22 protein-coding genes are annotated in these 23,533 nt (G+C 61.4%); 9 read left to right on the top strand and 13 right to left on the bottom strand.

The annotated features are described in order from the left end of the window. Nucleotides 1-260: 260 nt before the first annotated feature. Nucleotides 261-1,229, top strand: a complete 969-nt coding sequence (locus B5V00_RS12760) for a tRNA dihydrouridine synthase (protein WP_245803972.1) — start codon at nt 261-263, stop codon at nt 1,227-1,229. Nucleotides 1,230-1,254: 25 nt separating this feature from the next. Here B5V00_RS12760 and B5V00_RS17220 read toward each other — a convergent pair whose 3' ends face one another. Beyond that, on the bottom strand, nt 1,255-1,425 hold the full coding sequence (locus B5V00_RS17220) for a hypothetical protein (protein WP_172399747.1): 171 nt from the start codon (nt 1,423-1,425) through the stop codon (nt 1,255-1,257). A gap of 88 nt (nt 1,426-1,513) precedes the next feature. Next, nucleotides 1,514-2,353 (bottom strand): C40 family peptidase, encoded by an 840-nt coding sequence (locus tag B5V00_RS12765; protein WP_245803973.1) that lies wholly within the window; start codon nt 2,351-2,353, stop codon nt 1,514-1,516. A 331-nt stretch (nt 2,354-2,684) separates the two neighbouring features. Here B5V00_RS12765 and B5V00_RS12770 point away from each other — a divergent pair, with 331 nt between their 5' ends. Both B5V00_RS12770 and B5V00_RS12775 read left to right on the top strand, forming a co-directional pair. After that, nucleotides 2,685-3,014, top strand: a complete 330-nt coding sequence (locus B5V00_RS12770) for a cupin domain-containing protein (protein ID WP_085011197.1) — start codon at nt 2,685-2,687, stop codon at nt 3,012-3,014. A gap of 365 nt (nt 3,015-3,379) precedes the next feature. Next, nucleotides 3,380-4,687, top strand: a complete 1,308-nt coding sequence (locus B5V00_RS12775) for a DEAD/DEAH box helicase (RefSeq protein WP_085011198.1) — start codon at nt 3,380-3,382, stop codon at nt 4,685-4,687. A 221-nt stretch (nt 4,688-4,908) separates the two neighbouring features. Here B5V00_RS12775 and B5V00_RS12780 read toward each other — a convergent pair whose 3' ends face one another. Beyond that, on the bottom strand, nt 4,909-5,142 hold the full coding sequence (locus tag B5V00_RS12780) for a hypothetical protein (protein WP_085011199.1): 234 nt from the start codon (nt 5,140-5,142) through the stop codon (nt 4,909-4,911). Nucleotides 5,143-5,587: 445 nt separating this feature from the next. Between B5V00_RS12780 and B5V00_RS12785 the strand changes: the two genes are divergently transcribed. The 6 genes from B5V00_RS12785 to B5V00_RS12810 all read left to right on the top strand — a co-directional run bounded on the left by B5V00_RS12785 (nt 5,588) and on the right by B5V00_RS12810 (nt 11,636). After that, nucleotides 5,588-6,622 carry a 4Fe-4S dicluster domain-containing protein gene (locus tag B5V00_RS12785; RefSeq protein WP_216355490.1) on the top strand — a complete coding sequence of 345 codons (1,035 nt, stop codon included), beginning with the start codon at nt 5,588-5,590 and terminating at the stop codon, nt 6,620-6,622. A gap of 1 nt (nt 6,623) precedes the next feature. Next, complete coding sequence (locus tag B5V00_RS12790; RefSeq protein WP_085011200.1) at nt 6,624-7,460, top strand: FAD/NAD(P)-binding protein; 837 nt, start codon at nt 6,624-6,626, stop codon at nt 7,458-7,460. Then, complete coding sequence (locus tag B5V00_RS12795) at nt 7,457-8,206, top strand: NADH-quinone oxidoreductase subunit B family protein (RefSeq protein WP_216355491.1); 750 nt, start codon at nt 7,457-7,459, stop codon at nt 8,204-8,206. The genes B5V00_RS12790 and B5V00_RS12795 overlap by 4 nt, the downstream gene beginning before the upstream one ends. After that, nucleotides 8,199-9,524 (top strand): Ni/Fe hydrogenase subunit alpha, encoded by a 1,326-nt coding sequence (locus B5V00_RS12800; RefSeq protein ID WP_085011202.1) that lies wholly within the window; start codon nt 8,199-8,201, stop codon nt 9,522-9,524. Before B5V00_RS12795 ends, B5V00_RS12800 begins: the two co-directional genes overlap by 8 nt. Continuing rightward, nucleotides 9,514-10,017 (top strand): hydrogenase maturation protease, encoded by a 504-nt coding sequence (locus B5V00_RS12805; RefSeq protein WP_172399748.1) that lies wholly within the window; start codon nt 9,514-9,516, stop codon nt 10,015-10,017. The genes B5V00_RS12800 and B5V00_RS12805 overlap by 11 nt, the downstream gene beginning before the upstream one ends. A gap of 263 nt (nt 10,018-10,280) precedes the next feature. After that, entirely contained in the window at nt 10,281-11,636 is a 1,356-nt protein-coding gene (locus B5V00_RS12810; protein ID WP_172399749.1) for an alginate export family protein, read from the top strand. A 111-nt stretch (nt 11,637-11,747) separates the two neighbouring features. Here B5V00_RS12810 and B5V00_RS12815 read toward each other — a convergent pair whose 3' ends face one another. From B5V00_RS12815 to B5V00_RS12860, 10 genes are all read right to left on the bottom strand, one after another. Next, complete coding sequence (locus tag B5V00_RS12815; RefSeq protein WP_085011205.1) at nt 11,748-13,748, bottom strand: monovalent cation:proton antiporter family protein; 2,001 nt, start codon at nt 13,746-13,748, stop codon at nt 11,748-11,750. A gap of 326 nt (nt 13,749-14,074) precedes the next feature. Beyond that, nucleotides 14,075-15,310 carry an LL-diaminopimelate aminotransferase gene (locus B5V00_RS12820; RefSeq protein ID WP_085011206.1) on the bottom strand — a complete coding sequence of 412 codons (1,236 nt, stop codon included), beginning with the start codon at nt 15,308-15,310 and terminating at the stop codon, nt 14,075-14,077. A 236-nt stretch (nt 15,311-15,546) separates the two neighbouring features. Beyond that, nucleotides 15,547-16,356, bottom strand: a complete 810-nt coding sequence (dapB, locus tag B5V00_RS12825; protein ID WP_085011207.1) for a 4-hydroxy-tetrahydrodipicolinate reductase — start codon at nt 16,354-16,356, stop codon at nt 15,547-15,549. A gap of 233 nt (nt 16,357-16,589) precedes the next feature. Beyond that, nucleotides 16,590-17,471: a 4-hydroxy-tetrahydrodipicolinate synthase gene (gene dapA, locus B5V00_RS12830; RefSeq protein ID WP_085011208.1), complete on the bottom strand. Its 882-nt coding sequence runs from the start codon at nt 17,469-17,471 to the stop codon at nt 16,590-16,592. Nucleotides 17,472-17,552: 81 nt separating this feature from the next. Continuing rightward, nucleotides 17,553-18,239: a hypothetical protein gene (locus B5V00_RS12835; RefSeq protein WP_139800770.1), complete on the bottom strand. Its 687-nt coding sequence runs from the start codon at nt 18,237-18,239 to the stop codon at nt 17,553-17,555. Between the two features lie 78 nt (nt 18,240-18,317). After that, nucleotides 18,318-19,700 carry an argininosuccinate lyase gene (gene argH, locus B5V00_RS12840; protein ID WP_085011210.1) on the bottom strand — a complete coding sequence of 461 codons (1,383 nt, stop codon included), beginning with the start codon at nt 19,698-19,700 and terminating at the stop codon, nt 18,318-18,320. Nucleotides 19,701-19,801: 101 nt separating this feature from the next. Next, entirely contained in the window at nt 19,802-20,974 is a 1,173-nt protein-coding gene (locus B5V00_RS12845) for a hypothetical protein (RefSeq protein WP_085011211.1), read from the bottom strand. A gap of 19 nt (nt 20,975-20,993) precedes the next feature. Beyond that, entirely contained in the window at nt 20,994-21,485 is a 492-nt protein-coding gene (locus B5V00_RS12850) for an NUDIX domain-containing protein (protein WP_085011212.1), read from the bottom strand. Between the two features lie 96 nt (nt 21,486-21,581). Beyond that, complete coding sequence (locus tag B5V00_RS12855) at nt 21,582-22,805, bottom strand: argininosuccinate synthase (RefSeq protein ID WP_085011213.1); 1,224 nt, start codon at nt 22,803-22,805, stop codon at nt 21,582-21,584. 101 nt (nt 22,806-22,906) lie between these two features. Then, the gene (locus tag B5V00_RS12860) at nt 22,907-23,521 is read right to left on the bottom strand and encodes an RDD family protein (RefSeq protein WP_085011214.1); all 615 of its coding nucleotides are present in this window, start codon (nt 23,519-23,521) and stop codon (nt 22,907-22,909) included. Nucleotides 23,522-23,533: the final 12 nt, after the last annotated feature.

Here is a 23,533-nt window from a genome sequence, read left to right on the forward strand (position 1 = left end):
CTTTTCTGCTTCCTCTTTTGGGCCAGCAAAAGAGGAAGGCGGCGAGCGGGGCCGCAACCCCGCGGTGTACTGCGAGGGCGGTCGATACGCACGCATCTGCTGCGTTGCTCGCGCCTTGCATCTGCACACGTCTCGGCCGCCTTCAACGGTAGTGCTGGGACGGTCGATATCCGCACATCTGCCGCTTTGTTCACTCCCTCAGCCACTGCGGAGCCGTTGCATCTGGACCCTTCTTGCGGGATCGGTTATTCTGCCGCGTCATGAATGCTTCCGCAGATCATAAGCTGCCCTGGGCGCCGGGGACGGTGCCGCTGATGCTGGCCCCGATGCAGGGCTTGACCAACAGCGCCATGCGCCGGCTGGTCATCGACCGTGGACGGCCGGAGGTGGTGTTCACCGAATTTCTGCGGGTCAGCGGCGTCAGCCGGCGCCGCTTCGGGCGGCGCGACATGGCCGATATCGCGGCTGAACAGGATGGAGTGCCGCTGGTGGTGCAGCTGGTGGGACACGGGGTCGAGCCGTTGGTCGATGCCGCACTGATCGCCCGGGACAACGGCGCGCGGCACCTCAATCTCAACCTCGGTTGTCCCTACGGGCGGATGACCACTGCCGCCACCGGTGGCGCGTTGCTGCAGTATCCCGAACGGCTGGCGGAGCTGCTGCCGGCCCTGCGGCGGGCGATTGCGGGGGGATTTTCGGTGAAATTGCGGGCCGGTTATGAGGATCCGCGGCAGATCTTCTCCCTGTTGCCGCTGCTGGAGGATGCCGGTGTGGATTGGCTGGTGCTGCATCCCCGGACCGTGGTGCAGAAATATGCCGGTGAAGCGGACCATCGCCTGACCGCCGAGGTTGTCGCCCGAACCCGGCTGCCGGTGATTGCCAACGGCGATATCCGCAGTGCCGCGGAAGGTCGGTTGATGCTTGAAAGGACCGGAGCAGCAGGTTTGATGATCGGCCGGGCGGCGATGGCCGACCCGCTGATTTTCGCCCGTCTGCGCGGGGACGCTCCCGGGATACCCGACCTCGAGCAGCAGGCCCGTGACCTGCACGGCTACCTGCAGGGTCTGCTGCCCCTCTACCGGGAGCGTTTCTGCGGCGAGAAACAGGTTCTCGACAAGATGAAAAATGTTCTGTTGTTCATCGATCAGCCCGCCTTTGCCGATACCGTGCGCCGGCTGAAGAAGAGCCGCACCATTCCTGCTTTCGCCCGTCTGCTTGAAGAACTCTGATCCGGTCCGTTGCGGTCCTTGCGGCTCAGTGCAGCCGGTCATGGATGCCGGTCAGAATCTCCTTGCGCTCCTTGAGAAAATCCCGGTAATCACGGGTGTCGGTGTGGGCGATTTCATCAACCAGGCTGCTGAGACGTTTGGCAAGGGCCTGTCGCAGGGTTTCCTGTTCCATGTCATTCAGTTCGAGGCGGATCATGGACAACCTCCTTTTTCGAGTGGTCGAGGATGCGTTGCTTCCGCATCCTCTTTCTATTCTACCCGAAATAGCTCCCTTGTGTCGGATGTCAGAGATAGCTGCGGGCACCGACATAGGCTTTGCGCCAGTAGGCGTTGGAGAGGCTGGCGTAGCGGACGGTCTTGCCGGTACGCGGGGCGTGGATGAATTTGTCGCCGCCGGCGTAGATGCCGACATGGGTGACCCGTTTGCCGCCGTGGGTGGCGAAGAAGACCAGGTCTCCCTTGTGTAGCTGCCGCCTGCCGACCGCCCGGCCGGCGCGGTACTGCATGCGCGAATTGCGCGGCAGGTTGAGGCCGTTGAGACGGTAGCAGACCATGGTCAGACCGCTGCAGTCGAAGCCCCGTTTGCGATCCTCGCCGCCCCAGCGGTAGGGAACGCCGAGAAACCGGCGGGCGGTACGTACCAGCTCGTTGCGCAGATTCCCTTTGCCGCTGCGGCGTATCCTGGCCGCCGCGTAGTCCTCCGGAATAACGATGAAGAAGCGGCCGATCAGCCCCAGGCGGCGCAGCGTTTCAGCTTCTTTACGGGCGGCCCGGTAGCTCTTGTGGTTGCCGAAACGGACCTTGTAGAGCCCCGATTCGTGGCGGAAATAGTAGGCGTCGATCCCTTTTGCGTCGAGAGCCCGTTCCAGGCGTACCGCGTTGTCGAGGTTGGAAAAGGCGCCGACCTGGGTCGAAAAACCCATCCGTTCAAGGTGGTGTCGGGAGGGTTTGGCGGTTGCCGTCGGAGCAGGGCGGGGATCGGTGCCGGGCGTCATGGGTGCGGGTGTCGTCCGGGGCAGCAGGGCGGCGATCGGGTCGACCTGCCCGGCAGGCGGAGGGGCAGGCGCTGCCGTTCGCGGTTGCCCGGCGCAGCTGAGCAGGCCCGGCAGCAGAACCAGACTCATCAGCAGTAATCTGATGTGGGGATGAAGGTATGTCATGGCGGTAAATGGCCGCAGGTTAGCACATCCGGCCGGAAAAAAAGAATACCTGAATTCGTGAGTTCCTGTCGGATGGAGAGTGCAAGTGCTTGGCTTGAATGGGATTCACAATTAATTTGCAGCGCGCCTATAGGTTCGCTGGTCATTTTGGGGAAGCTCAGGCAGGTCAATGACTTGCGCTATCCACCGGCAAGGGGCTCACGGATGCAGGGAATAAACTTGACCTGGCGCAAGGAAATTCCGGCCGACAGCGGTTAGACTTGACCGCAACGAACTCAACAAAGGAGAAAAAACGATGAGTGAAGTAAACGACCTGCTGGCACAGACTCTTGATCTGAACGGACTGCTCGACTACCAGGATGGAGCCGTGGTCAGCCGCACCATCATCAAGAAAGACACCGGTACAGTGACCCTGTTCGCTTTCGACAAGGGCGAGGGGCTGAGTGAACATACCGCCCCCTTCGACGCCCTGGTGCAGATTACCGACGGCGAAGCGGCAATCACCATCGCCGGTGAAGAGCATCGTGTCAAAGCCGGCCAGTTCATCATCATGCCGGCCGACCAGCCGCACTCCCTCAAGGCGATCACCCGCTACAAGATGCTGCTGGTGATGATCAAGCAGTGATGCCCTGAATATCTCAAGGGGACAGTCCCCCACCTGAAGGGGGGACTGCCCCCGGCACCGGCTCTGAATTCCGTCCCGCCATTTAACCCTTGCCTTTTATCCGCAACCCTGTATGATGCGCGACGACTGATTTATGCACCGAGTCCGGCACCGCCGGTACCCACCCATCGCTCCCTGACCCACCTCTGCAGTCGATTCCCTTTGAATCTCTGGCAGCTTCATCCGGTTGGCGACGATGTTCATGTCCATACGCCAGTCCCGGAGTGGATGACCGCCTTTGCTGTCGGACAGCTGTCTGTCCGACCGGTCTCCGCACGTCTGTCAATGGTCCGCGCATTTTTGTTGTCGCGGACGAAGGGATTCATATGTCTTTTGATCAATTCAAGCTGGCCGCGCCGATTCTGCGCGCGGTCACCCAGTGCGGCTACACCGAACCGACCCCGGTTCAAGAAAAATCGATCCCCGAGATCCTCGCCGGTCGCGACCTGCTCGCTTCGGCTCAGACCGGAACCGGCAAGACCGCGGCCTTCATGCTGCCGGCCCTCGACCGCCTCTCGACGCTGAAAAAAGGACCCAAGGGCGCGCCGCGGGTGCTGGTGATGACGCCGACCCGGGAGCTGGCCGCCCAGGTCACCGAAGCGACCCGCAACTACGGCCGTTTCCTGCGCCTGCGCAGCACCGCGATCCTCGGCGGCACCGCTTACGGTCCGCAGTTCCGCGATCTCGGGCGGCCGATCGACCTGGTGGTCGGCACCCCGGGACGGCTGATCGATCACCTCGAGCGCGGCAGCCTCAATCTTTCCCGGCTTGAAGTGCTGATTCTCGACGAGGCCGACCGGATGCTCGACATGGGCTTCAAGGAGGATGTCGAGAAGGTGGTGGCCGCCGCCCCCGCTGAACGGCAGACTCTGCTCTTTACCGCGACTATGGACCGGACCATGGAAAACCTCGCCAACCGGTTGCTGAATGACCCGGTGCGGGTTGATATCGCCGGTCGGAAAATGACCCTTGACCAGATTTCCCAGTGCCTGCATGTCGCCGACAGCTATCATCACAAGAAACGCCTGCTGCAGCATTTCGCGGAGTCGGAAGAGGTTTCCCAGGCGATTATCTTCTCCGCCACCAAGCGCGATGCCGACAGTCTGGCGCAGGAACTGATCGACCAGGGACATCGCGCCGCCGCCCTGCATGGCGACATGACCCAGGGCGCGCGCAACCGGACCGTCAGGGGCCTGCGCCAAGGGAGGGTGCGGCTGCTGGTGGCGACCGATGTCGCCGCCCGCGGCATCGATATCCCCGGCATCAGCCACGTGATCAATTTCGACCTGCCGATGGCCGCCGAAGACTATGTCCATCGCATCGGCCGCACCGGGCGCGCCGGCGCCAGCGGCATCGCCATCTCCTTCGCCAGCAACGGTGTTGACGTGCAGCGCCTGGAGCGGATTGAGAAGCTGATAGGCGAGCGGCTGCCGCAGGAAGAAATCCCCGGGCTGGAACCCTCCCGGCCGTTGCGGCGCGGCCGCCCGGCGGGCAAGCGTGACGGACGTCCCGGCAACAAGCGCCATGGCGGCTTCAACCGCGGCAAGGGCAAGCCCGGCGGCAGCCAGCGCCGTCGCGAGCCGATCGTCGAGTATCGGAGCCGCAAGGCCCGGCCGGCCAAAAGCGCGCACTGACAGGCTGATGAAAAACGTCCATCTGCTGCGTTGTCCTCCCCCTGCGGCAACGATGTACCTTCCGGTACGCCTTATTCCGCAGGAGTGCGGACGCCTTGCATCTGGACATTTTTGCTCAGCCTGGGGAACGTAAAGAAATTCCGGGTCGGCAGCGACAGCTGTTGCCGGCCCGGAGTTTCTGGTTTTGCCCGGGGTTTGAGCAGGGCAGGCCTGTTCCCGGTTCAGATCTGGAAATCGATCATCGCGTCCTCCCGGTCGCGGCTTTCCCGAGTCATGATCGTCGGTTCGCAGATCCGCCGGTCCCACACTTCCCATCCATCGCCGACGCGGACATTGAAATAGTTGTGGTGGCAGGAGAGTACTTCGCCCTGGGTGTGGCTCTCCAGGTTGATGATCGCGCGCCGGTCGCCGTCGGCGGCCAGTTCACAGAGTTTGCGATAGTTTTTGCGATTCATACAACTTATCCTTTCTCCCCCCCGTCCAGTATCTCTTTTTATTATACTCCTGAATCAGCGAGTCCCTTGTCGGCGGACAGCGCAAATCATTGGCCTGCCTGATCTTCCCAAAAATCTCATTCAGACCAGGCGCTCACACTCTCCATCCAACATGAACCCACTGATATGAGGGACTCCGAACGGGTGAAAAAACTAAACTCTTCGGGAAGATAGCCGATATGTCAGTTTATTGTTCAAGTTCCAGTGGTGCTGCCGGACCGGCTCAGTGTTCTTGTCGTCATTTTCATGATGCGTGAACGCCAGTCGTGCCTGGTGACGCCGGTCGCTGTATACTGACAAGATTTGATTCTCCGGTCAGATTCCGGCAACAGGAGTTTTTCAGCTCAAGAATGATGTTTTCGCAAAAAGCATCAAGAATGTTTTCCTGAGAGAAAGGAGACCCTGCGTGACTCAGGCTCTGATAGCAAAAACGAAACTGGCTGACCTGGTCAGCTTTCTGGCCTTGTGCGGGAAGGTTGTCGGGCCGGTTCCCCTGGGCCATGGCCAGTTCAAGTTCGCCGAGGTCCGTTCGCTTGCCGAGATGGCGCTGGACTACATCCCGACCATCCTGCCGCCGAAGAAGTACTTCATGCCCCAGTATGAAACCCTGCTGCGCTACGATGGTGCCGACGGTCAGCAGATGCAGGCCGTGGTCGAGGTCGAGGAACTGGTGCTGTTCGGGGTGCATACCTGCGACCTGGCCGGTATCCAGTGTCTCAACGTGGTTTTTTCCGACCGGCCGCGCGATCTGCATTACATGATCCGCAAGAATCACATCACCCTGATCGGCCTGGAGTGCAGTGACTACTGCGACAGCTACGCCAGTTGTGCCATGCTGCGCAACCATCTGCCGAAAGGTGGTTACGACCTGTTTTTCAGCGAGTTGAGTGACGGCTACTTCGTTGATATCAAGACCCAGAAAGGGGAGCAGCTGGTCGAGGAATCGGGCCTGTTTGAACCGGTCAGCGATGCCGCGCGGGAGCAGCTTCAGGAACTGCGGCGGGCCAAGAAACAGATTTTCCGCAGCGAAGTGCCGATCCGCTACCAGGATATCCCACGGCTGTTCGACGAAACCTTCGACAGTGATGTCTGGACCAGGATCGGTGAAAAATGCCTCTCCTGCGGCAACTGTACCAATGTCTGCCCGACCTGCTACTGCTTCGACGTGATGGATGAACCCGATCTCGACCTGACCCGGGGGCGGCGGATCCGGGTCTGGGATTCCTGCCAGCACGAGACCTTTGCCAAGGTCGCCGGCGACGAGAGTTTCCGGGAGCAGCGTTCCGACCGCAAGCGGCACCGGTTCAACCGCAAGTTCCGTTACCCGATGAAACGCTACAAGCGGATGTTCTGTACCGGTTGCGGCCGCTGCAGCCGCAGCTGCATGGCGAAAATCGACCTGAAGGAGACTTTGGGCGCCTTGATGGAGGAACGGGGATAACATGGAAAGTATCGCCATCAATCAGTCCGGCTACCAGATCAAGCGGGGCCGAATCGAGGAAATCACCGAGCTGACTGAACTGGAAAAGTTGTTCAGAATCGTTCTGCCCGACGATGAAGCTCTTGACCATGATCCCGGGCAGTTTGTCCAGGTTTCACTGTTCGGAGTCGGCGAAGCGCCGATCTCGATCTGTTCGTCACCGACCCGGCGCGACTCTTTCGAACTCTGCGTGCGTAATGCCGGTCGTTTTACCGCGGCTCTGCATCAGCTTAAGGTCGGGGATGAAGTCGGTATCCGGGGACCCTTCGGAGTCGGTTTTCCGGTGGTCCCCCTGGAGGGGAACGATGTCCTGCTGATCGCCGGTGGTCTGGGCATCGCGCCGTTGCGCTCGCTGATCAATTTCATCATCGACAATCGGCGTGATTTCGGCAAGGTCGACATTCTGCTCGGCAGTCGTGACCCGGAAAGCATGTTGTTCTGCGACGAACTGGCCTATTGGCGCAAGCGGATCGATATCAATTTCTGCTGTTCGGTCGACCGGGCTGCTCCCGAATGGGAAGGGAATGTCGGCCTGATCACGGCGCTGATTCCGGGGGCCAGCCTGGATCCGTTGAAGACCATCGCGGTCGCCTGCGGTCCGCCGATCATGTACCGGTTCGTGGTTGACGAGCTGCTGAAAAAGGGAATACCGGAATCGCATATCTACCTGTCGCTTGAACGGCACATGAAATGCGGGCTCGGCAAGTGCGGTCACTGCCAGATTCACGATGTCTACTGCTGTCAGGACGGTCCGGTGTTCAACTACAGCTGGGTGAAGAAAATCAAAGGAGCGATATGATGGAGCGGCCCAAGGTTGCATTTTTCGATCTCTCCTGCTGCGAGGGATGCCAGCTGCAGGTGGCGAATCTGGGGGAAGAACTGCTCGACGTCCTCGGGTTGATCGATCTGGTGGAGTTTCGCGAGGTGATGTCCGAAACCTGGGAAGGCCGCTACGATGTCGCCATCGTCGAGGGGAGCGTGGTCAACGAGGAGTCGGAGCAGCGCCTGCGCGAGATCCGCCGGCGCAGCGACCTGCTGATCGCCTACGGCAGCTGCGCGACTATCGGCGGGGTCAACGGCATGAAGAACCGCAAGCCCCTGCCGGAGGTTCAGCAGGAGGTTTACGGTGAGCGTGCCGACTGGTTTCCGACGGATCGGACCCGACCGCTGCACCAGCTGGTCAAGGTCGACTATTTCATTCATGGCTGCCCGATTCATCCGCAGGAATTCATCAAGGTCCTCAAGTCGGCCCTGGCGGGACTGCCCTACCAGGTGCCCGACTACGCCGTTTGCGTCGAATGCAAATTCAACGAGAATGTCTGCTTGTATGACAAGGGGGTGACCTGTCTCGGTCCGGTGACCCGGGCCGGCTGCAATGCCTGGTGCGTCAACAACGGCAATGTCTGCTACGGCTGCCGGGGACTGGTCAGCAACCCGAACCGGGCCGGTGCTGAAGAGGTGCTGCGCGAACACGGGCTGGATGCCGGGCTGATTGCCAACAAGATGCTGATGTACAATGCCGCGATGGAGCCGTGTGATGAGTAGAAATGTTTCGGTCAATGTGGAATTTCTGACCCGGGTTGAGGGACACGGTCATATCGTCGTCGATGTGGCGAACGGTGTCCTGCAGAAAGCCGAACTGCAGATCGTCGAGGCGCCGCGGTTTTTCGAGGCCCTGCTGCAGGGGCGCTCGATCTTCGAGGCCCAGCACATCACCTCGCGGATCTGCGGCATCTGCGCCTGCGGACACAGCCTGGCCTCGATTCAGGCGGCCGAGAGCGCCATCGGCTTCAGCCCGAGCGCGCAGACCATTGCTCTGCGCAAGCTGCTGCTGCACATGGAGAATCTCGACAGCCATATCCTCCATATCTATATGCTGGCCGCTCCCGACCTGCTCGGGGTGCAGAGCTTCATGGGGCTGATGCCGGAGCATGCCGACGCGGTGCGGCGGGCGCTGCGGATGAAGAAAGCCTGCAACGATGTCTGCGATATCCTGGTCGGTCGCCATGTGCATCCGATCTCCTGCGTTGTCGGCGGGTTCACCAAACTTCCCGATGTTCGCCAACTCGAAGCGATGCACGCCCTGCTGTTGCAGATCCGCGAGGACCTGGTGCCGACGGTCGCGTTGCTCGGGGCCCTGAAGTTTCCCGAGTTTGAACGCGAAACCGAGTATGTCGCCCTGGTCAGTGACGAACCCGAGTATCCGCTGCTCAGCGGCGATGTCGGTTCCAGCGACGGGGTGCGCAAGGTCAAGGAAGACTACCGGGCGGTCACCAACGAATTCCTCGTTCCGCACTCCACCGCCAAACATGCCCGGCTCAGTCGTGGTTCCTACGCCGTCGGCGCGCTGGCGCGGTTCAATCTCAATGCCGCCAGGCTGCATCCCGCCGCCCGCCAGGCGGCCGCAGAGATCGGCCTGAGCGCCCCCTGTCACAATCCGTTTCTCAATACCGCCGCCCAGCTGGTCGAGTGCGTGCATTGCAGCGAGGAAGCCATCGGTATCATCGAGCAGTTTCTGGAGCAGGGGATCGATCAGGGCGAAGCGGTCATTGTCGGCGTCAACGAGAACCGGCAGATTCCGGTGCGTGCCGGGCACGGTGTCGGCGCGGTCGAGGTGCCGCGCGGGATTCTCTTCCACGACTATGAGGTCGATGCCGAGGGGATCATTCAGAAGGCCAACTGCGTGATTCCGACCGGGCAGAACCTGCAGAACATCGAGGATGACATGCACAAGCTGGTACCGGAGATCCTCGACCGGGATCCGGCCGAGATCACCCTGGCTCTGGAGATGCTGGTACGGGCCTACGACCCCTGCATCTCCTGTTCGACCCATTTTCTGCAGGTTGAGTTCGTTGGTCGCTGAACTTCTGACCGAGTTGTTCACCGACCGGCTGCCGGAGAGCCTGCTGGTCGGTCTCGGCAACCCCCTGCGCCGGGATGACGGGGTCGGGCCGTACCTGGCCGAAGAACTGGCAAAGCTTTCCGGCATTCGCAGCGAAAACGCCGGTGACCGGCCGGAACGGGCCATCGACTTCGCCGCCAGGCACCGCCCGCGGCAGCTGGTCTTTTTGGATGCCGCCGATTTCGGCGGCCGGCCCGGCGAGCTGCGGCGTATCGACCCCTCCGAGTTGAGCAGCCGCTCCCTGAGCAGCCATCGGCTGCCCCTGCCGGCACTGATCGCCTGGATTGAGGCCGAGTACCCGACCCGCTGCTTCTGCCTGGGTATTCAGGCTGTCGACATGCAACTGGGGGAGGGCCTGACTCCGGCGGTCGCCGCCACCACTGCCGAGCTGCTCGACTGGTTCGCGCGGCGTCTGGAGATGGAACGGACGCCTCCCGTCACTCCCCCTGCCTGAATGTTTTTCCTCCTGGCCTCTGCGGCTTTTTCTTTCGGCCTGGCCGCGGCGTGCGGACCTGCGCGCTTTTGACCCAGGTCAAGGTTCGCCTGCTGTAGTAACGTTAGTATCTTCTAAATTTTTTTGAAAAGGAGGTTTCCCACTGTCCTGCCGGCAGCGTCCGGCTTTTTCGGCAAAACACGCAGGGGCGGTTTCCGCCCCGGGAATGACCCACCAGAGATGGAGGAAAAAGAGGAATGAAACGAGGAATCTGCTTGTTAGTCATGTTGTTGCTGGCCCTGCCGCAGGTTGTTGCCGCCGTGGAACTCGGCGAGGTTGTGACCAAGGCCAAGAAGATCACCCTCGGGGCCGCGATAAGGACCCGTTACGAAAACCGTTACAATCATGATTTCGATGACGCCACGCCCAACAGCTCCGACTTCACCCTGCTGCGAACCCGGTTGAACATCGGCATGGACGTGACCGACGATGTCAAGGCCTTCGTCCAGATTCAGGATTCGCGCATCTTCGGTGCCAACCAGAACGAGGCCGACAACGGACAGAGTCTGGATCTGCGTCAGGGCTATGTCGATGTGCTCGAGTTCGCCGGGCTGCCCATGACCCTGCGGGTCGGCCGACAGACCCTGGTATACGGCGATCAGCGCCTGATCGGCGCCTTCGACTGGAACAACGTCGGGCGGGCTTTCGACGGCGCCAGGGCCATGATCCGGCTGACGGACAACCTGCAGCTCGACCTGTTCGCCACCAAGGTCGCCGAACTGGACAACGCGGTCGGCGAGCAGGAGTCGATCACCCCCTTCTCTCCGACCCTGGTTTCCGGCAATGCCACCGCCGGCGCCGACGAGGACCAGAACTTCTACGGTGCCTATGCCATGTGGACGCCCGGCAGGCAGGTGGCTGATTTCTACCTGCTCTACATGGAGGACAACTCCCCTACCGTAGTCCCGACCCGGGGTATCGGCGCCGGAACGCCGCTCACCACGGGAACCGAGAATATCGAGCTGTGGACCCTCGGCACCCGCCTGAAGGGGCCGCTGCCGGCCCTGGCCGGTCTCGATTACGGCTTTGAGGGCGCCTACCAGTTCGGTGACGGGGCCGATCTCGATATCAGCGCCTTCGCCCTGCACGGAGAACTCGGTTACGCTCTGCCGCTGTTCAAAAAATCCCGCCTGAGCATCGAGGCCAACTGGGCCAGTGGTGACGACGATCCCACCGACGGCGATTTCAACACCTTCAGCAACCTGTTTCCGACCAACCACCTGCACTACGGCTACATGGATCGGGTCGGCTGGAGCAACGCCCGCAACTACGCGCTCAAGTTGGACAGCCAGGTCACCGCCAAGCTGAAGACCAAACTGCACTTCTGGTATTTCGAACTGGCCGAAGAGGAGGACGCTCTCTACCATGCTGGCGGCGGGACCATTTTCGCTGCTGGCGCCGCCAACGGCGAGCGCGAGGTCGGCCAGGAGATCGATCTGGTCGCGACCTACAAGTACAATCAGGTGCTGACCTTCGAGGCGGCCTACGCGCACTTCTTCGTCGGTGACGCGGTCGAGAACGCCAAAGTTGAAGCGGCAGATGCCGATTTTGCCTACGTGCAGATGAACCTGAAGTTCTGAGCCCGGAACGGAACCATCTGTTTCGCGCGACGCGGCCACCGGCAACCCGGTGGCCGCGTTTCTGTCTGCCCGGCATGGGGCCGGCTGCCGGACGCGACACGCCCGGACCTTTCAGGAGACGGGCGTGTCCACAGGGGAATCGGACAGTTCTCCGTGGAGCAGCTGGCGGGCCCGGTCGAGATCTTCGCCGGCGCCGAGCAGCATCAGGGTGTCCCCCTCCTCCAGGCTGAATTCGGCAGTCGGATTGTAGAGAATCCGCTCCTTGCGCACCACGCCGACCACCATGGTCCCGGTGCGGGCGCGAAACTGCAGTTCCGCCAGGGTGCGCCCCATGCAGGGGGAATGTTCGGGGAGGGGGCGGAACTCGATCCGGCCGTCTTCAAGCACGCTGAGATAGCCGGCCAGGTCGGCCGGCGGGACGGCCGGTTCACGCAGGCCGCCGTAGTGTTCCTGGCGCAGGGAGGCGATCAGCTTGAGGGTCTTGCCTTCGGGGATGGCAAAGCTGCGCAGCAGACATGCCGCCATCTGCAGGCTGGCCTCGAATTCATCGGGAATCACTTCGTCGGCGCCGAATTCGTAGAGCCGGTCGAGGTCGAGGACGAAGCGGGTCCGCACCAGGATGTAGAGCCGGTCGTTGATTTCCCGGGCGGCCTGGATGGTGCCGGCCAGCGCGGACGGGTCATTGATCGCCAGCACCAGGGCCCGGGCCCGGCCGGTACCGACCCGTTCCAGCACCGTGCGTGACGTGGCGTCGCCGTAGACGATGAACTCTCCCCGTTCGCGGGCGCGGCGGACGATCTCACCGTTCATTTCGATGTGGATGTAGGGAATCTGCATGTCCCTGAGTACCCGGGCGACGTTGCGCCCCGCCAGACCGTAGCCGGCGATGACCACATGCCCCTGCAGGTTGGCGGTCTGTTCTTCCTCCGTGTCGCTCCAGGACTCCTTGCGGTTGCTCAGCATGCCCGCCAGTCGTTCAGCGATGACCCCGGCGCGCGAGAAGAGCAGCGGCGTGGTCATCATCGACAGGGTGATGACGAACAGGGTGATCTGGTAACTGTGTTCGGGGATCAGATACAGAGACCTGGCCTGTTTGAGCAGGATGAAGGAGAACTCCCCGACCTGAAACAGGATCAGTCCGGAGAGCAGCGAGATGCGCAACGGAAATCGTGCCCAGAGCGCGGCCAGGGTGGCGATGAGAGCCTTGAGCAGGCAGAGCAGCAGGAACAGGCCGAGGATCAGCGGACCGTCGTCGCTCAGGCTGCGGACATTGACCAGCATTCCCATGGAGATGAAGAAGATCGCCAGGAAGGTATCCCGAAAGGGGATGATGTCGGACAGCGCCTGGTGCGAGTAGTCCGACTCGGCCAGGGCCAGCCCGGCCAGAAAGGCCCCCAGGGCCAGGGACAGCCCGGCCAGGTGGGTGACCCAGGCCGTTCCCAGGACCAGGAAGAGGATGGTCAGCCGGAACAGCTCCGGTGCCCTGGTGCGCAGCACGCTGATCAGCAGCGGTTGCAGCAGGTAGCGGGAAAAAACGAACAGTCCGGCCAGCAGCCCGAGCGCCCCGGCGACGCCGAGCAGGGTGAACTCCCGGGCCTGGCCTCCCAACAGGGGAAGCGCGACCAGGAAGAAGATCACGCTCAGATCCTGGAACAGCAGTACGGCGAGGGCGATCCGGCCATGGGCGGAATCGAGTTCGCCTTTTTCCAGCAACAGCTTGAGGACGATGGCGGTCGAGGAGAGTGCCAGGGCCATTCCCAGCACCGCCGCGGTCCGCATCGGCAGCCCGGCCATGACGGCCAGTCCGCAGATCAGCAGGCCGGTCAGGATCACCTGGGTGGAGCCGCACTTCAGCAGCAGTCCTTTCAGGCGTAGAATCCGGCTGACCGAGAACTCCAGGCCGATGGTGAACAGCAGCATGATCACCCCGATATCGGCCATCATCTCGACATCGTTGATCCCCTTGATCAGGTGAAAGCCGTAAGGCCCCACCAGCAACCCGGTCATCAGGTAGCCGATGATCGGCGAAAGTTTGATCAGGCGGCAGAGAAAAGCGATCGCCAGGGCCAGGCCGAGCAGGATCAGGATATCTTGCAGGGAGATGGTGGTCATGACGTATCCCGGAACGAGGAGGAAATGGCAGATGCGGCGCGGTTATGTCACCATGCCACCATGCACAACGGTCATGGAGTGTTCAGGGCAACCTGAATCTGTGAGTTCCTGTTGGATGGAAAGTGCAAGTGCTTAGCCTGAATGGGATTTTCAAAAATCTAAAGCGCACCCATAGGTTCGCTGGTGATTTTTGGGAAGCTCAGGCAGGTCAATGACTTGTGCTGTCCGCCGACAAGGAATTCATTGATTCAGGGTAAGTATAGCGGATTTGGAGGGGGAAAAAAGACGGGCGGCCTTTTCGGCCGCCCGGTATGGTTCTGTCTCTGCTATTTTCCCCACTTCTCCCGGATGCGCCGGACCGCGGTTTCGACGTTGTTCCGCTCACCGAAGGCGCTGAGGCGGAAGTAGCCCTCTCCGGAAGGACCGAAACCGCTGCCCGGGGTGCCGACAACAGAGCATTCGTGCAGCAGTTTGTCGAAGAAATCCCAGCTGCTCATCCCTTGTGGTGACTTCAACCAGATGTAGGGGGCGTTGACCCCGCCGTAACACTGGATGCCGGCGGCGGTGAGCCCTTCGCGGATGATCCGGGCGTTCTCCATGTAATAGTCGATCACCCCCTTGACCTGGGCCCAGCCCTCTTCCGAGTAGACCGCGGCGGCGGCCTTCTGCACCGGGTAGGAGACGCCGTTGAACTTGGTACACTGGCGGCGGTTCCAGAGCTGGTTGAAGCTGGCGCGTTCGCCATCGGCGGTGGTGCCGGTCAATGCTTCGGGAACCACGGTCAGGCCGCAGCGCACCCCGGTGAAACCGGCGGTTTTGGAAAAGGAACGGAACTCGATGGCGCATTTTTCAGCGCCTTCGATCTGGTAGATCGAATGGGGAATGTGGTCTTCGGTGATAAAGGCCTCGTAGGCGGCGTCGAAGAGGATCACCGCATCGTTTTCCAGGGCGTAGTCGACCCAGCCCTTGAGCTGTTCCCGGGTTGCCACGGTGCCGGTCGGGTTGTTCGGGAAACAGAGGTAGATCAGATCGACCTTCTCGCTCGGGAACTGCGGAGTGAATCCATTCTCCTCGGTGCAGGGCATGTAGATGATGCCTTCGTAGTAGCCCTGCTCATTCATCTTTCCGCTGCGGCCGACCATGACGTTGGTGTCGTTGTAGACCGGATAGACCGGATCACCGATGGCGACCTTGTTGGAAAGATCAAAAATGTCGAGGATGTTGGCACTGTCGCACTTGGAGCCGTCGGAGATGAACACTTCGGACGGTTTCAGCTCAACGCCGAGCGGCTTGTAGGCCTTGTCAATAATGATCTGCGACAGCCAGTCGTAGCCCTGCTCGGGGCCGTAACCGTGAAAGGTTTCGCCCCGGGCCATCTCATCCACGCCCTCGTGAAAAGCCTTGACCACTGCCGGGACCAGCGGCCTGGTGACATCACCGATGCCGAGTCGGATAACGTCGACATCCGGGTTGGCGGAAGTGAATTCGGAAACCCGCCGGCTGATCTCGGGGAACAGGTAGCCGGCCTGGAGTTTCAAGTAGTTATCGTTGATTCGTGCCATGTTTCATCTCCGTGGGGGGAGCGGCTCTTTTCCGCCAACTCAGCGTCAGGTGACCGGCAATACGTGCTCGACGTAGCGCTGCTACGCCTGCGCCGATTGCCGATCCCCTTCCTTGATCTGACGAAAAATTTCTCGCTCCCTGGGGGGTGTTGTCCTGAATGTGTGAAAAGGTGACCGAACCAGCCGGTCACCCTCGCTTTGCCTCAATCCTTCAGCCCTTGGCCCTTAGCCGATTTTTACCCCTCATCCAGGCCCAAAACAGCCTGCATATCATACATCCCGGCCGGTTTGCCGCCCAGCCAGGAGGCGGCGCGGATGGCGCCGCGGGCGAACATGTCGCGGTTCATGGCGCGGTGGGTCAGTTCGATCCGTTCGCCCATACCGATGAAGTAGACGGTGTGCTCACCGACGATATCGCCGCCGCGGACCGTCTGCATGCCGATCTCTTCGGTGGTCCGTTCGCCGCACATCCCTTCGCGGTGGTAGTTGGCGACCTGATTGTAGTCGCGCCCGAGGGCCTCGGCGACGATCTCGCCCATGCGCACCGCGGTCCCGGAGGGGGAGTCTTTCTTTTTGTTGTGATGCAGCTCGACGATTTCGACATCGAAGCCGTCCCCCAGGGTGCGGGCGATCTCCTTGAGCAGCTTGAAGCAGACGTTGACGCCGACGCTCATGTTGGGGGCGAAGACGACCGGAATCTGTTCGGCAAAACCCTGCAGTTGTTCCCGTTCTTCGGGGGTAAAGCCGGTCGAACCGACCACCATCCCCTTGCCGAGTCGGGCGCAGACCGCGGCATTGGCCAGGGTCACCTGCGGGAAGGTGAAATCGATCAGCAGATCGGCTCCGGTCAGCGCCTCTTCCAGGGAATCGCTGATGGCGACGCCGAGTTCGCCGCAACCGGCGACATGGCCGGCGTCCTGGCCGAGTTTCGGGTGTCCGGCCATCTCGACGGCGCCGACGAGATGCAGTTGATCACTTTCGGTTGCCAGGGTGATGATCCGCCCGCCCATGCGGCCGGCGGCTCCGGTAACGGCTATTCTGGTCATGGCTAAACCTTTGTAGGGAAGTCAGGCCACCAAGACACCAAGAGCACCAAGAAGGGCAAAATCAACCAATGTTCAACGTGAGGCCTGAAAAAAACACAACGGGAAAAAGGCAACTGGACAAAATGTCTTGTCTACAGAGCAAAAACAAGTCAATTTCCCGTGGTTTCTTCCTGTCGTGGACCTTCTGTTAAAAGGTTTCTTGGTGTCCTTGGTGTCTTGGTGGCAGCTTGTGATCAGATCAACGCGTACTTCTTCAGCACCGTCTGCAGTTTCTCCAGGCTGCCCGGTTGCAGCGGTGAGAGGGGCAGACGCACGTCGGCGCGGCACTTGCCCATCAGGCTGGCCGAGGTCTTGACCGGTACCGGATTGGCCTCGATGAACATCAACTGGTGCAGTTCCAGCAGCTTGAGGTGCAGTTCGCGGGCCCTGGCATAGTTGCCTTCCTGGGCGGCGACCACCATCTGCTTGACCTGAGCGGGGGCGATGTTGGCGGTCACCGAGATGACGCCGACCGCGCCGCAGGCCATCAGCGGGAAGGTGAGAAAATCATCGCCGGAGATGACGTCGATTTTGTCACCGGCGTTGGCGATGATCTCGCTGGCCTGGGTGATGCTGCCGGAAGCTTCCTTGATGGCGACGATGTTGTCGATTTCGGCCAGGCGGCAGGTGGTCTCGGCGGCGATGTTGATGCCGGTGCGGCCGGGAACATTGTAGAGCACCTGCGGCAGGGCGACCTCGGCGGCAATCTTCCGGTAGTGCAGGAAGATTCCCTCCTGCGAGGGTTTGTTGTAGTAGGGGCAGACCAGCAGCAGGCCGTCGGCGCCGTTGGCCTTGGCGTTCTGCGACAGGTGAATCGCCTCGGCGGTGTTGTTGGCGCCGGTTCCGGCGACCACCGGGATGCGTCCCCTGACCTGGTCGATACAGGTTTTGATGACCCGGTCGTGCTCTTCGAAGCCGAGGGTGGCCGATTCGCCGGTCGTCCCGCAGGGGACGATGACATCGGTGCCGTTCTCGATCTGGAACTCGATCAGCTGGCGGTAACTCTCTTCATCAAATCGGCCGTCTTCCCCGAAAGGGGTGATGATGGCGACCATGGACCCGGAAAAATGCGACATGAAAGGACCTCCTCCTGTTGCGTGGAACAGCGGTATTTTTTTCTTTCCCCGATAAGATTCCCTTGGTAGCACAGACCGAAACTATTGTAAACCGTCGGCGGGGACGGTCACCAGGTTGGAGAGTTCGCTTTCCAGTTCGGTGTCGTCCCGCTTCCAGACCGCGCGGACGGCGTAACGGTAGCTGCTGCCGACGGTGATGGTGAAATCGTCGTAGCCGGTTTCCAGTTCGGGCGTGGCGTTGAGCGGCGACAGGGCCAGCGGGGCTGATCCGGTGGCCCGGTAGAGGTGATAGCCGAGCAGTGTCATGCCTTCAACGGGTTGGACCGGTTGCCATTTCAGGCGGATGAATCGTTCCAGGCTCGTTGCCGAGAGTTCTTTCGGCGCCGTCGGCGGCTGCAGGTAGGGGCGGCGGATCTTGGCCGGCACCCCCGGGTAACCGCCGTTGGTGACGGCACTGACGCGATACTGGTAACCGCGACCGGCCAGCAGGTCCTGACGGTCGATCAGGAAATATCGGCCGTCGACGACCTGGACGTCACCCGGGAAGTCGGGGTCGACATCCCGCAGCAGGGTCGAGGTGTCGCGGCATTCGAGGCAGTCATCGGCCGGATCGTAGCTCATGCGGTAGACGGCGAAATGATCGAGGTCGGTGATCGGCGTGCCGTCCTGGTTGGTTTTCGGCGCCTGCCAGGAAACGCGCATCGCCGCGCCGAGCTGACGGACCGAAAGATTCTCCACCGCCTTCGGCAGGGGCTTCAGCAGAGGCATGGGGGCCGCCTTGTGGCCGCAGGCTGACAACAGCAGTCCGCAGGTCAGGATGAGGACCGGGGTTCGGATACGCATCGCTCAGTTGCGGCCGCGCGCCTGGCGGGCACGAGCGATTTCCCGTTCCACCGCTTCGCGGGCGGTGCCGCCGGTCGCCTTGCGGGAATTGACCGAGGCTTCGAGGGTGACGAAATCGAAGATGTCGGCGCCGATGACGGGTGAGAACTGCTGGAACTCTTCGAGACTCAGTTCCGGGATGTCCTTGTTGTTCTCGATGCAGTAGCGTACCGTCTTGCCGACGATTTCGTGGGCTTCGCGGAAGGGGATGCCCTTGCGCACCACGTAGTCGGCGACGTCGGTGGCGGTCGAGAAGCCGCGGGCGGCGGCGATCCGCATGTTGTCGGCCCGGACCTGCAGCTGGGCGATCATGTCGGCAAAAATCTTCAGCGATCCCTTGACCGTGTCGAGGGTGTCGAAGAGCGGCTCCTTGTCTTCCTGCATGTCCTTGTTGTAGGCCAGCGGCAGGGATTTCATCAGCGTCAGCAGGCTGATCAGGTTGCCGTAGACGCGACCGGTCTTGCCGCGCACCAGTTCGGGCACGTCGGGGTTCTTCTTCTGCGGCATGATCGAGGAGCCGGTGCAGAAGGAATCGGAGAGTTCGATGAAGCTGAAGTCAGCGCTCGACCAGAGGATCAACTCCTCCGACAGGCGCGACAGGTGCATCATCAGGATGCTGGCGGCGCCGCAGAACTCCAGGCCGAAGTCGCGGTCGGAGACCGAATCGAGGCTGTTGCGGGTGACGCCGTCGAAACCGAGCTGTTCGGCGACCCATTCGCGGTCGATGGGGAAGGTGGTTCCGGCCAGCGCTCCGGCGCCGAGGGGCAGCACATTCATCCGCCGCCGCAGGTCACGCAGACGACCGGCGTCACGCAGGAACATCTCGTGGTAGGCGAGCAGGTGGTGGGCGAAGAGCACCGGCTGGGCGGTCTGCAGGTGGGTGTAGCCGGGCATGATGACGTCGATATTGGCCTCGGCCTGGTCGAGCAGCGCCCCCTGCAGGGCGTCGAGGTAGTCGGCCAGGCTGTCCAGTTCTTCACGCAGGTAGAGGCGGATGTCGAGGGCCACCTGGTCATTGCGTGAGCGGGCGGTGTGCAGCTTGCCGCCGACCGGACCGATCTGTTCGATCAGGCGTTTCTCGATGTTCATGTGGATGTCTTCAAGGGCCACCGAGAATTTGAACTTGCCGGCATTGATCTCCTCGAGGATTTCATTCAGACCGTAGACGATTCGTTCGGCGTCCTTGTCGCTGATGATCTTCTGTCTGGCCAGCATCCGGGCGTGGGCGATCGAGCCCTGGATGTCATAGCGGTAGAGCCGCTGGTCGAAACTGATCGAGGCGGTGAATTCTTCAACGAACTTGTCGGTCGGCTGGGTGAAGCGCCCGGCCCAGGGTTTTTCGCTCATGGTTGTTTCCTTGTGTAATGCCGGGGCATGGCCGGGAGTTGAAAAAGCCACGGTCCCCGGGCTGAGGACTACGCCGCAGATGGGCGTTTTTCATCATCCCGCTAAAGAATGTTTCCGCCGCTGCCGGCGACCCGTCCCACCAGCTCTTCGCTGCTCATCCGTGTCCATCCTCCGTCCCGGGTCGGGCGGAAGATGGAATGGATCTTCAGCGGCACCCGGGTGGTGCGGGGGTCGAGCTCGTGAAAGACCGGCAGGTTGAAAAAATACAGCCGCGGGGCGCTGCCGAATCGCAGTCGACAGACCGGCAGGCCGTCGAAATCGTCGGTGGCGAATTCACCCAGCTGAACCTGTTCAAGTTTGTGGCTCTCGTGAATGATGACACTCGAATGTCCGAAGCCGTCTTCTCCGCTCGGGATTCCCTCGCAGCGGGTTCCCGCCGCGCTGTTGCAGAACAGGGTGATGGCGTCCCGCACCCCCGGGGTGTATTCGAGATATTCGCCGTAGAAGCCGTTGACGACATCCCGGAACGCCTGGTGTTCCGGCTTCGGATTGCATTCGATCACCGCCAGCAGATCCAGCCGCTGTCGGGTTTCGAAAAAAAGCTTGTTGGCCCGTTCAATGATGACACTGATATTCGACTGGTAGAGGTCGCGGTAGACATAGTCGAGGCAGATCAGGGCCATGAAGTTGAAGCAGGTCGGGTGACAGCGGAACAGCGGGAAAACCTTGCCCCGGTATAGATCGTGCCGGGCGTCAAAATGTTCCTCGCCGCCGAACGGATGACTCTTGGCCTCGAAAAAGACCCGCAGTCGGCCGTCCTGTTCCTTGCAGGCGATCAGGCAGCTGTTGACCGGCACCTGTTCCACCTCGCCGGCATCGAGATCGCGATCGACGGCGGCGAGGATTTCCCTGTTGTCCGCGCGGTAGCGGCACAGCAGGTCGCGAAAGCGGGCCAGGCTGATGTGTTCGAGGCCGATGATGGTGATGGTGTTTGGTCGAAACCGGCGTTCGATCAGCTCCAGGGCCGCAAAAATCTGCTCGGCCGGCAGGATCAGTTCCGGCAGCAGCAGAAAATGGAGTTTTTTCAGGTTCCCCCGGCCTTCGGCAACCAGTTCCAGGATGGTGCGGACCTGCCGCCACTGGTGCTCCGGTTCGCGGATGCGGAAGGCGAAATCGGTCCGTTCGAGCAGGTTCGGCACCTGGCAGCAGAGGGCGTGCAGGTGATGTCCGCGGGGGAACGCAACCTGGATATCCTTCTCGACGATACGGACCATAAAGTTTTCCGGAATGTTTTCAGGAACGCGGCATCTGCAGCTGATCGGGAACCTCCCCGGCCACGTCGATGGCCGCGGAAAGCTTGCCCCACGGCAGGTGGGGGAAAACCTGGCCGAGAATATAGCGGCAACCCGGCGGCAGGGCCATGGTCGGCAGTTCCTCCTCCGTAACCCAGCGTGCCTCGGTGCACTCGCTGCCGTTCGGCTTCAGTTCCCCGCCGGTCAGTCGACAGCGGTAGTAGAGGATGACATAATGATCTCCATTGCTGCCGATGTCGATATGTTCATAGACATCGATCAGTTCCTCAACGCTGACTTCAAGTCCGACCTCTTCCACAACTTCACGATGCAGGGCGGAGAGGATCGCCTCGCCATGGTCGATCTTGCCGCCCGGCATCACCCACTGGCTGCAGAAGGGCTCGATACACCGTCGGGTCAACAGGGTTCGTCCCTGTTCGTCGATGATGCAGGCGACAACCGAGGTCTTGATCTGTTGTTTGCGAAAATCCATGGGTGCATTAACCCCGGCGAAAGGCCAAGGGCAAAAGGCCAAAGGTTGACCGGGCCCGATTCCCTTAGCCTTTCGCCCTTCGCCGCTTCTCGATTTTCAACCGGCCTTGCCTTTATTCATCATACTACGGATTCTCAGCCGCAGGGCGTTGAGTTTGATGAAGCCTTCGGCATCGGCCTGGTTGTAGACCTCGTCGGCCTCGAAGGTGGCGAACTCCGGGTTGAAGAGGGAGTGGGTGTCCGACTTGCGGCCGACCACCCGGCAGTGCCCCTTGTAGAGTTTGACCCGGGCGACGCCGTTGACGGTCTGCTGGGTCTCGTCGATCAGGGTCTGCAGTGCCTCGCGCTCAGGCGAGAACCAGTAGCCGTTGTAGACCATGGCCGCGTAGCGGGGAATCAGCGAGTCGCGCAGGTTCATCACCTCGCGGTCCATGGTGATCTGCTCGACACCGCGGTGCGCTTCCTCGAGGATAGTGCCGCCGGGAGTCTCGTAGACGCCGCGGCTCTTCATGCCGACGTAGCGGTTTTCCAGCAGGTCGAGGCGGCCGATGCCGTGCTCGTAGCCGTAGGCATTCAGCTTTTCGAGCAGGGCCGCCGGCGAGAGCCGTTCGCCGTTGACGGCGACGGCGTCGCCTTTTTCGAATTCGATCTCCAGGTATTCCGGCTGGTCCGGGGCATCTTCGGGCCGCCGGGTGAGCAGGTACATCTCCTCGGGAGCCTCGGCCCAGGGGTCTTCCAGCACGTCTCCCTCGAAGGAGATGTGCAGCAGATTGCGGTCGCTGCTCCAGGGGAATTTCTTGCTGGTCGGAATCGGGATGCCGTGTTTTTTGGCATAGGCCTCAAGCGCCGAGCGGCTGTTCAGATCCCACTCCCGCCAGGGGGCGATGACCTTGACCGAGGGGTCGAAATGGTAGTAGCCGAGTTCGAACCGCACCTGGTCGTTGCCCTTGCCGGTGGCGCCGTGGGAAACGGCGTCGGCACCCTCTTTGGCGGCGATTTCCATCTGCGCCTTGGCGATCAGCGGCCGGGCGATGGAGGTGCCGAGAAAGTAGCGGCCCTCGTAGATGGCGTTGGCGCGGAACATCGGGAAGACGAAGTCGCGCACGAACTCTTCACGCAGGTCGAGGATGTGGCAGGCTACAGCGCCGGTATCTTTGGCCTTCTGCGGGATATGGTCGAGTTCTTCGCCCTGACCGAGGTCAGCCGAGAAGGCGACCACCTCGCAGCCGTACTCCTCGATCAGCCACTTGAGGATAATCGAGGTATCCAGCCCGCCGGAATAGGCGAGCACCGCTTTTTTAACTGAACCGTATTTACTCATCGCATGACTCCTGACTGGTTTCTCATGATGTTTTCGCTTCACAACACAGGCACCGACAGGCGCCTGCAGCTTTTTTCATCTCACATCTCACATCCGGCAGCTCACAGCTTGACAACCTTGGTATCGGCAATTTTGTCGTGCAGTCCCCGATGCTGCTCGTCGAACAGCACCATCAGGTAGCCGCAGCCGAAGAGCATGGTCGAAATGAACTTGCCCACCAGTTCGCGGAAGATAGCGGCGCCGAAGCCGATCTCTCCGCCGCTGCTGCGGACCACCTTGATGCGGGTGACCATCTTGCCCGGCGTCTGGCCGCAGTAGCCGATGAAGAAGACGCTGAACAGCCAGCTGACGGCAATGATGGTGAACAGGGCCAGCCCGCTCATCATGCCGAGAACACGTTCGTTGCTGCCGCCGAAAAAGGCGATGATCAGGTAGAGCCCGATCGCGATGATGAGGGTCAGCAGCCCGTAGGCCAATCCGTCGATCAACTGCGCCACCAGACGCAGGCCGAAACCGGCGGTCCGCGGCAACGTCCGGGTCACGGGCAGAGACGGCCTGACGCGCGGTTCGACCTCGGGCCGGGGTTCGGCCGGTTCCTTCGGCGGCCAGGGAAACCGCTTGCCGCATTCGGGGCAGAGTACCCGGACGACGTTGGCCGGAACCGTCAGCGGATCGATGTCGCGCGAATAGCGGCAATGAGGGCAGGTGATGGTCATATAAGTTGGCTA

Source organism: Geothermobacter hydrogeniphilus (genome assembly GCF_002093115.1).
Classification (GTDB): domain Bacteria; phylum Desulfobacterota; class Desulfuromonadia; order Desulfuromonadales; family Geothermobacteraceae; genus Geothermobacter_A; species Geothermobacter_A hydrogeniphilus.

Bases quoted from the DNA above. Each gene is read 5' to 3' on its own strand.
- dapA (WP_085011208.1), bottom strand. From the start codon at position 17,471: ATGTCGCATTTTTCCGGGTCCATGGTCGCCATCATCACCCCTTTCGGG.
- B5V00_RS12835 (WP_139800770.1), bottom strand. From the start codon at position 18,239: ATGCCTCTGCTGAAGCCCCTGCCGAAGGCGGTGGAGAATCTTTCGGTC.
- B5V00_RS12800 (WP_085011202.1), top strand. From the start codon at position 8,199: ATGAGTAGAAATGTTTCGGTCAATGTGGAATTTCTGACCCGGGTTGAG.
- B5V00_RS12850 (WP_085011212.1), bottom strand. From the start codon at position 21,485: ATGGATTTTCGCAAACAACAGATCAAGACCTCGGTTGTCGCCTGCATC.
- B5V00_RS12790 (WP_085011200.1), top strand. From the start codon at position 6,624: ATGGAAAGTATCGCCATCAATCAGTCCGGCTACCAGATCAAGCGGGGC.
- B5V00_RS12770 (WP_085011197.1), top strand. From the start codon at position 2,685: ATGAGTGAAGTAAACGACCTGCTGGCACAGACTCTTGATCTGAACGGA.
- B5V00_RS12820 (WP_085011206.1), bottom strand. From the start codon at position 15,310: ATGGCACGAATCAACGATAACTACTTGAAACTCCAGGCCGGCTACCTG.
- B5V00_RS12780 (WP_085011199.1), bottom strand. From the start codon at position 5,142: ATGAATCGCAAAAACTATCGCAAACTCTGTGAACTGGCCGCCGACGGC.
- B5V00_RS12760 (WP_245803972.1), top strand. From the start codon at position 261: ATGAATGCTTCCGCAGATCATAAGCTGCCCTGGGCGCCGGGGACGGTG.
- B5V00_RS12765 (WP_245803973.1), bottom strand. From the start codon at position 2,353: ATGAGTCTGGTTCTGCTGCCGGGCCTGCTCAGCTGCGCCGGGCAACCG.
- B5V00_RS12795 (WP_216355491.1), top strand. From the start codon at position 7,457: ATGATGGAGCGGCCCAAGGTTGCATTTTTCGATCTCTCCTGCTGCGAG.
- B5V00_RS12860 (WP_085011214.1), bottom strand. From the start codon at position 23,521: ATGACCATCACCTGCCCTCATTGCCGCTATTCGCGCGACATCGATCCG.
- B5V00_RS17220 (WP_172399747.1), bottom strand. From the start codon at position 1,425: ATGATCCGCCTCGAACTGAATGACATGGAACAGGAAACCCTGCGACAG.
- B5V00_RS12810 (WP_172399749.1), top strand. From the start codon at position 10,281: ATGTTGTTGCTGGCCCTGCCGCAGGTTGTTGCCGCCGTGGAACTCGGC.
- B5V00_RS12775 (WP_085011198.1), top strand. From the start codon at position 3,380: ATGTCTTTTGATCAATTCAAGCTGGCCGCGCCGATTCTGCGCGCGGTC.
- B5V00_RS12845 (WP_085011211.1), bottom strand. From the start codon at position 20,974: ATGGTCCGTATCGTCGAGAAGGATATCCAGGTTGCGTTCCCCCGCGGA.
- argH (WP_085011210.1), bottom strand. From the start codon at position 19,700: ATGAGCGAAAAACCCTGGGCCGGGCGCTTCACCCAGCCGACCGACAAG.
- B5V00_RS12855 (WP_085011213.1), bottom strand. From the start codon at position 22,805: ATGAGTAAATACGGTTCAGTTAAAAAAGCGGTGCTCGCCTATTCCGGC.
- dapB (WP_085011207.1), bottom strand. From the start codon at position 16,356: ATGACCAGAATAGCCGTTACCGGAGCCGCCGGCCGCATGGGCGGGCGG.
- B5V00_RS12815 (WP_085011205.1), bottom strand. From the start codon at position 13,748: ATGACCACCATCTCCCTGCAAGATATCCTGATCCTGCTCGGCCTGGCC.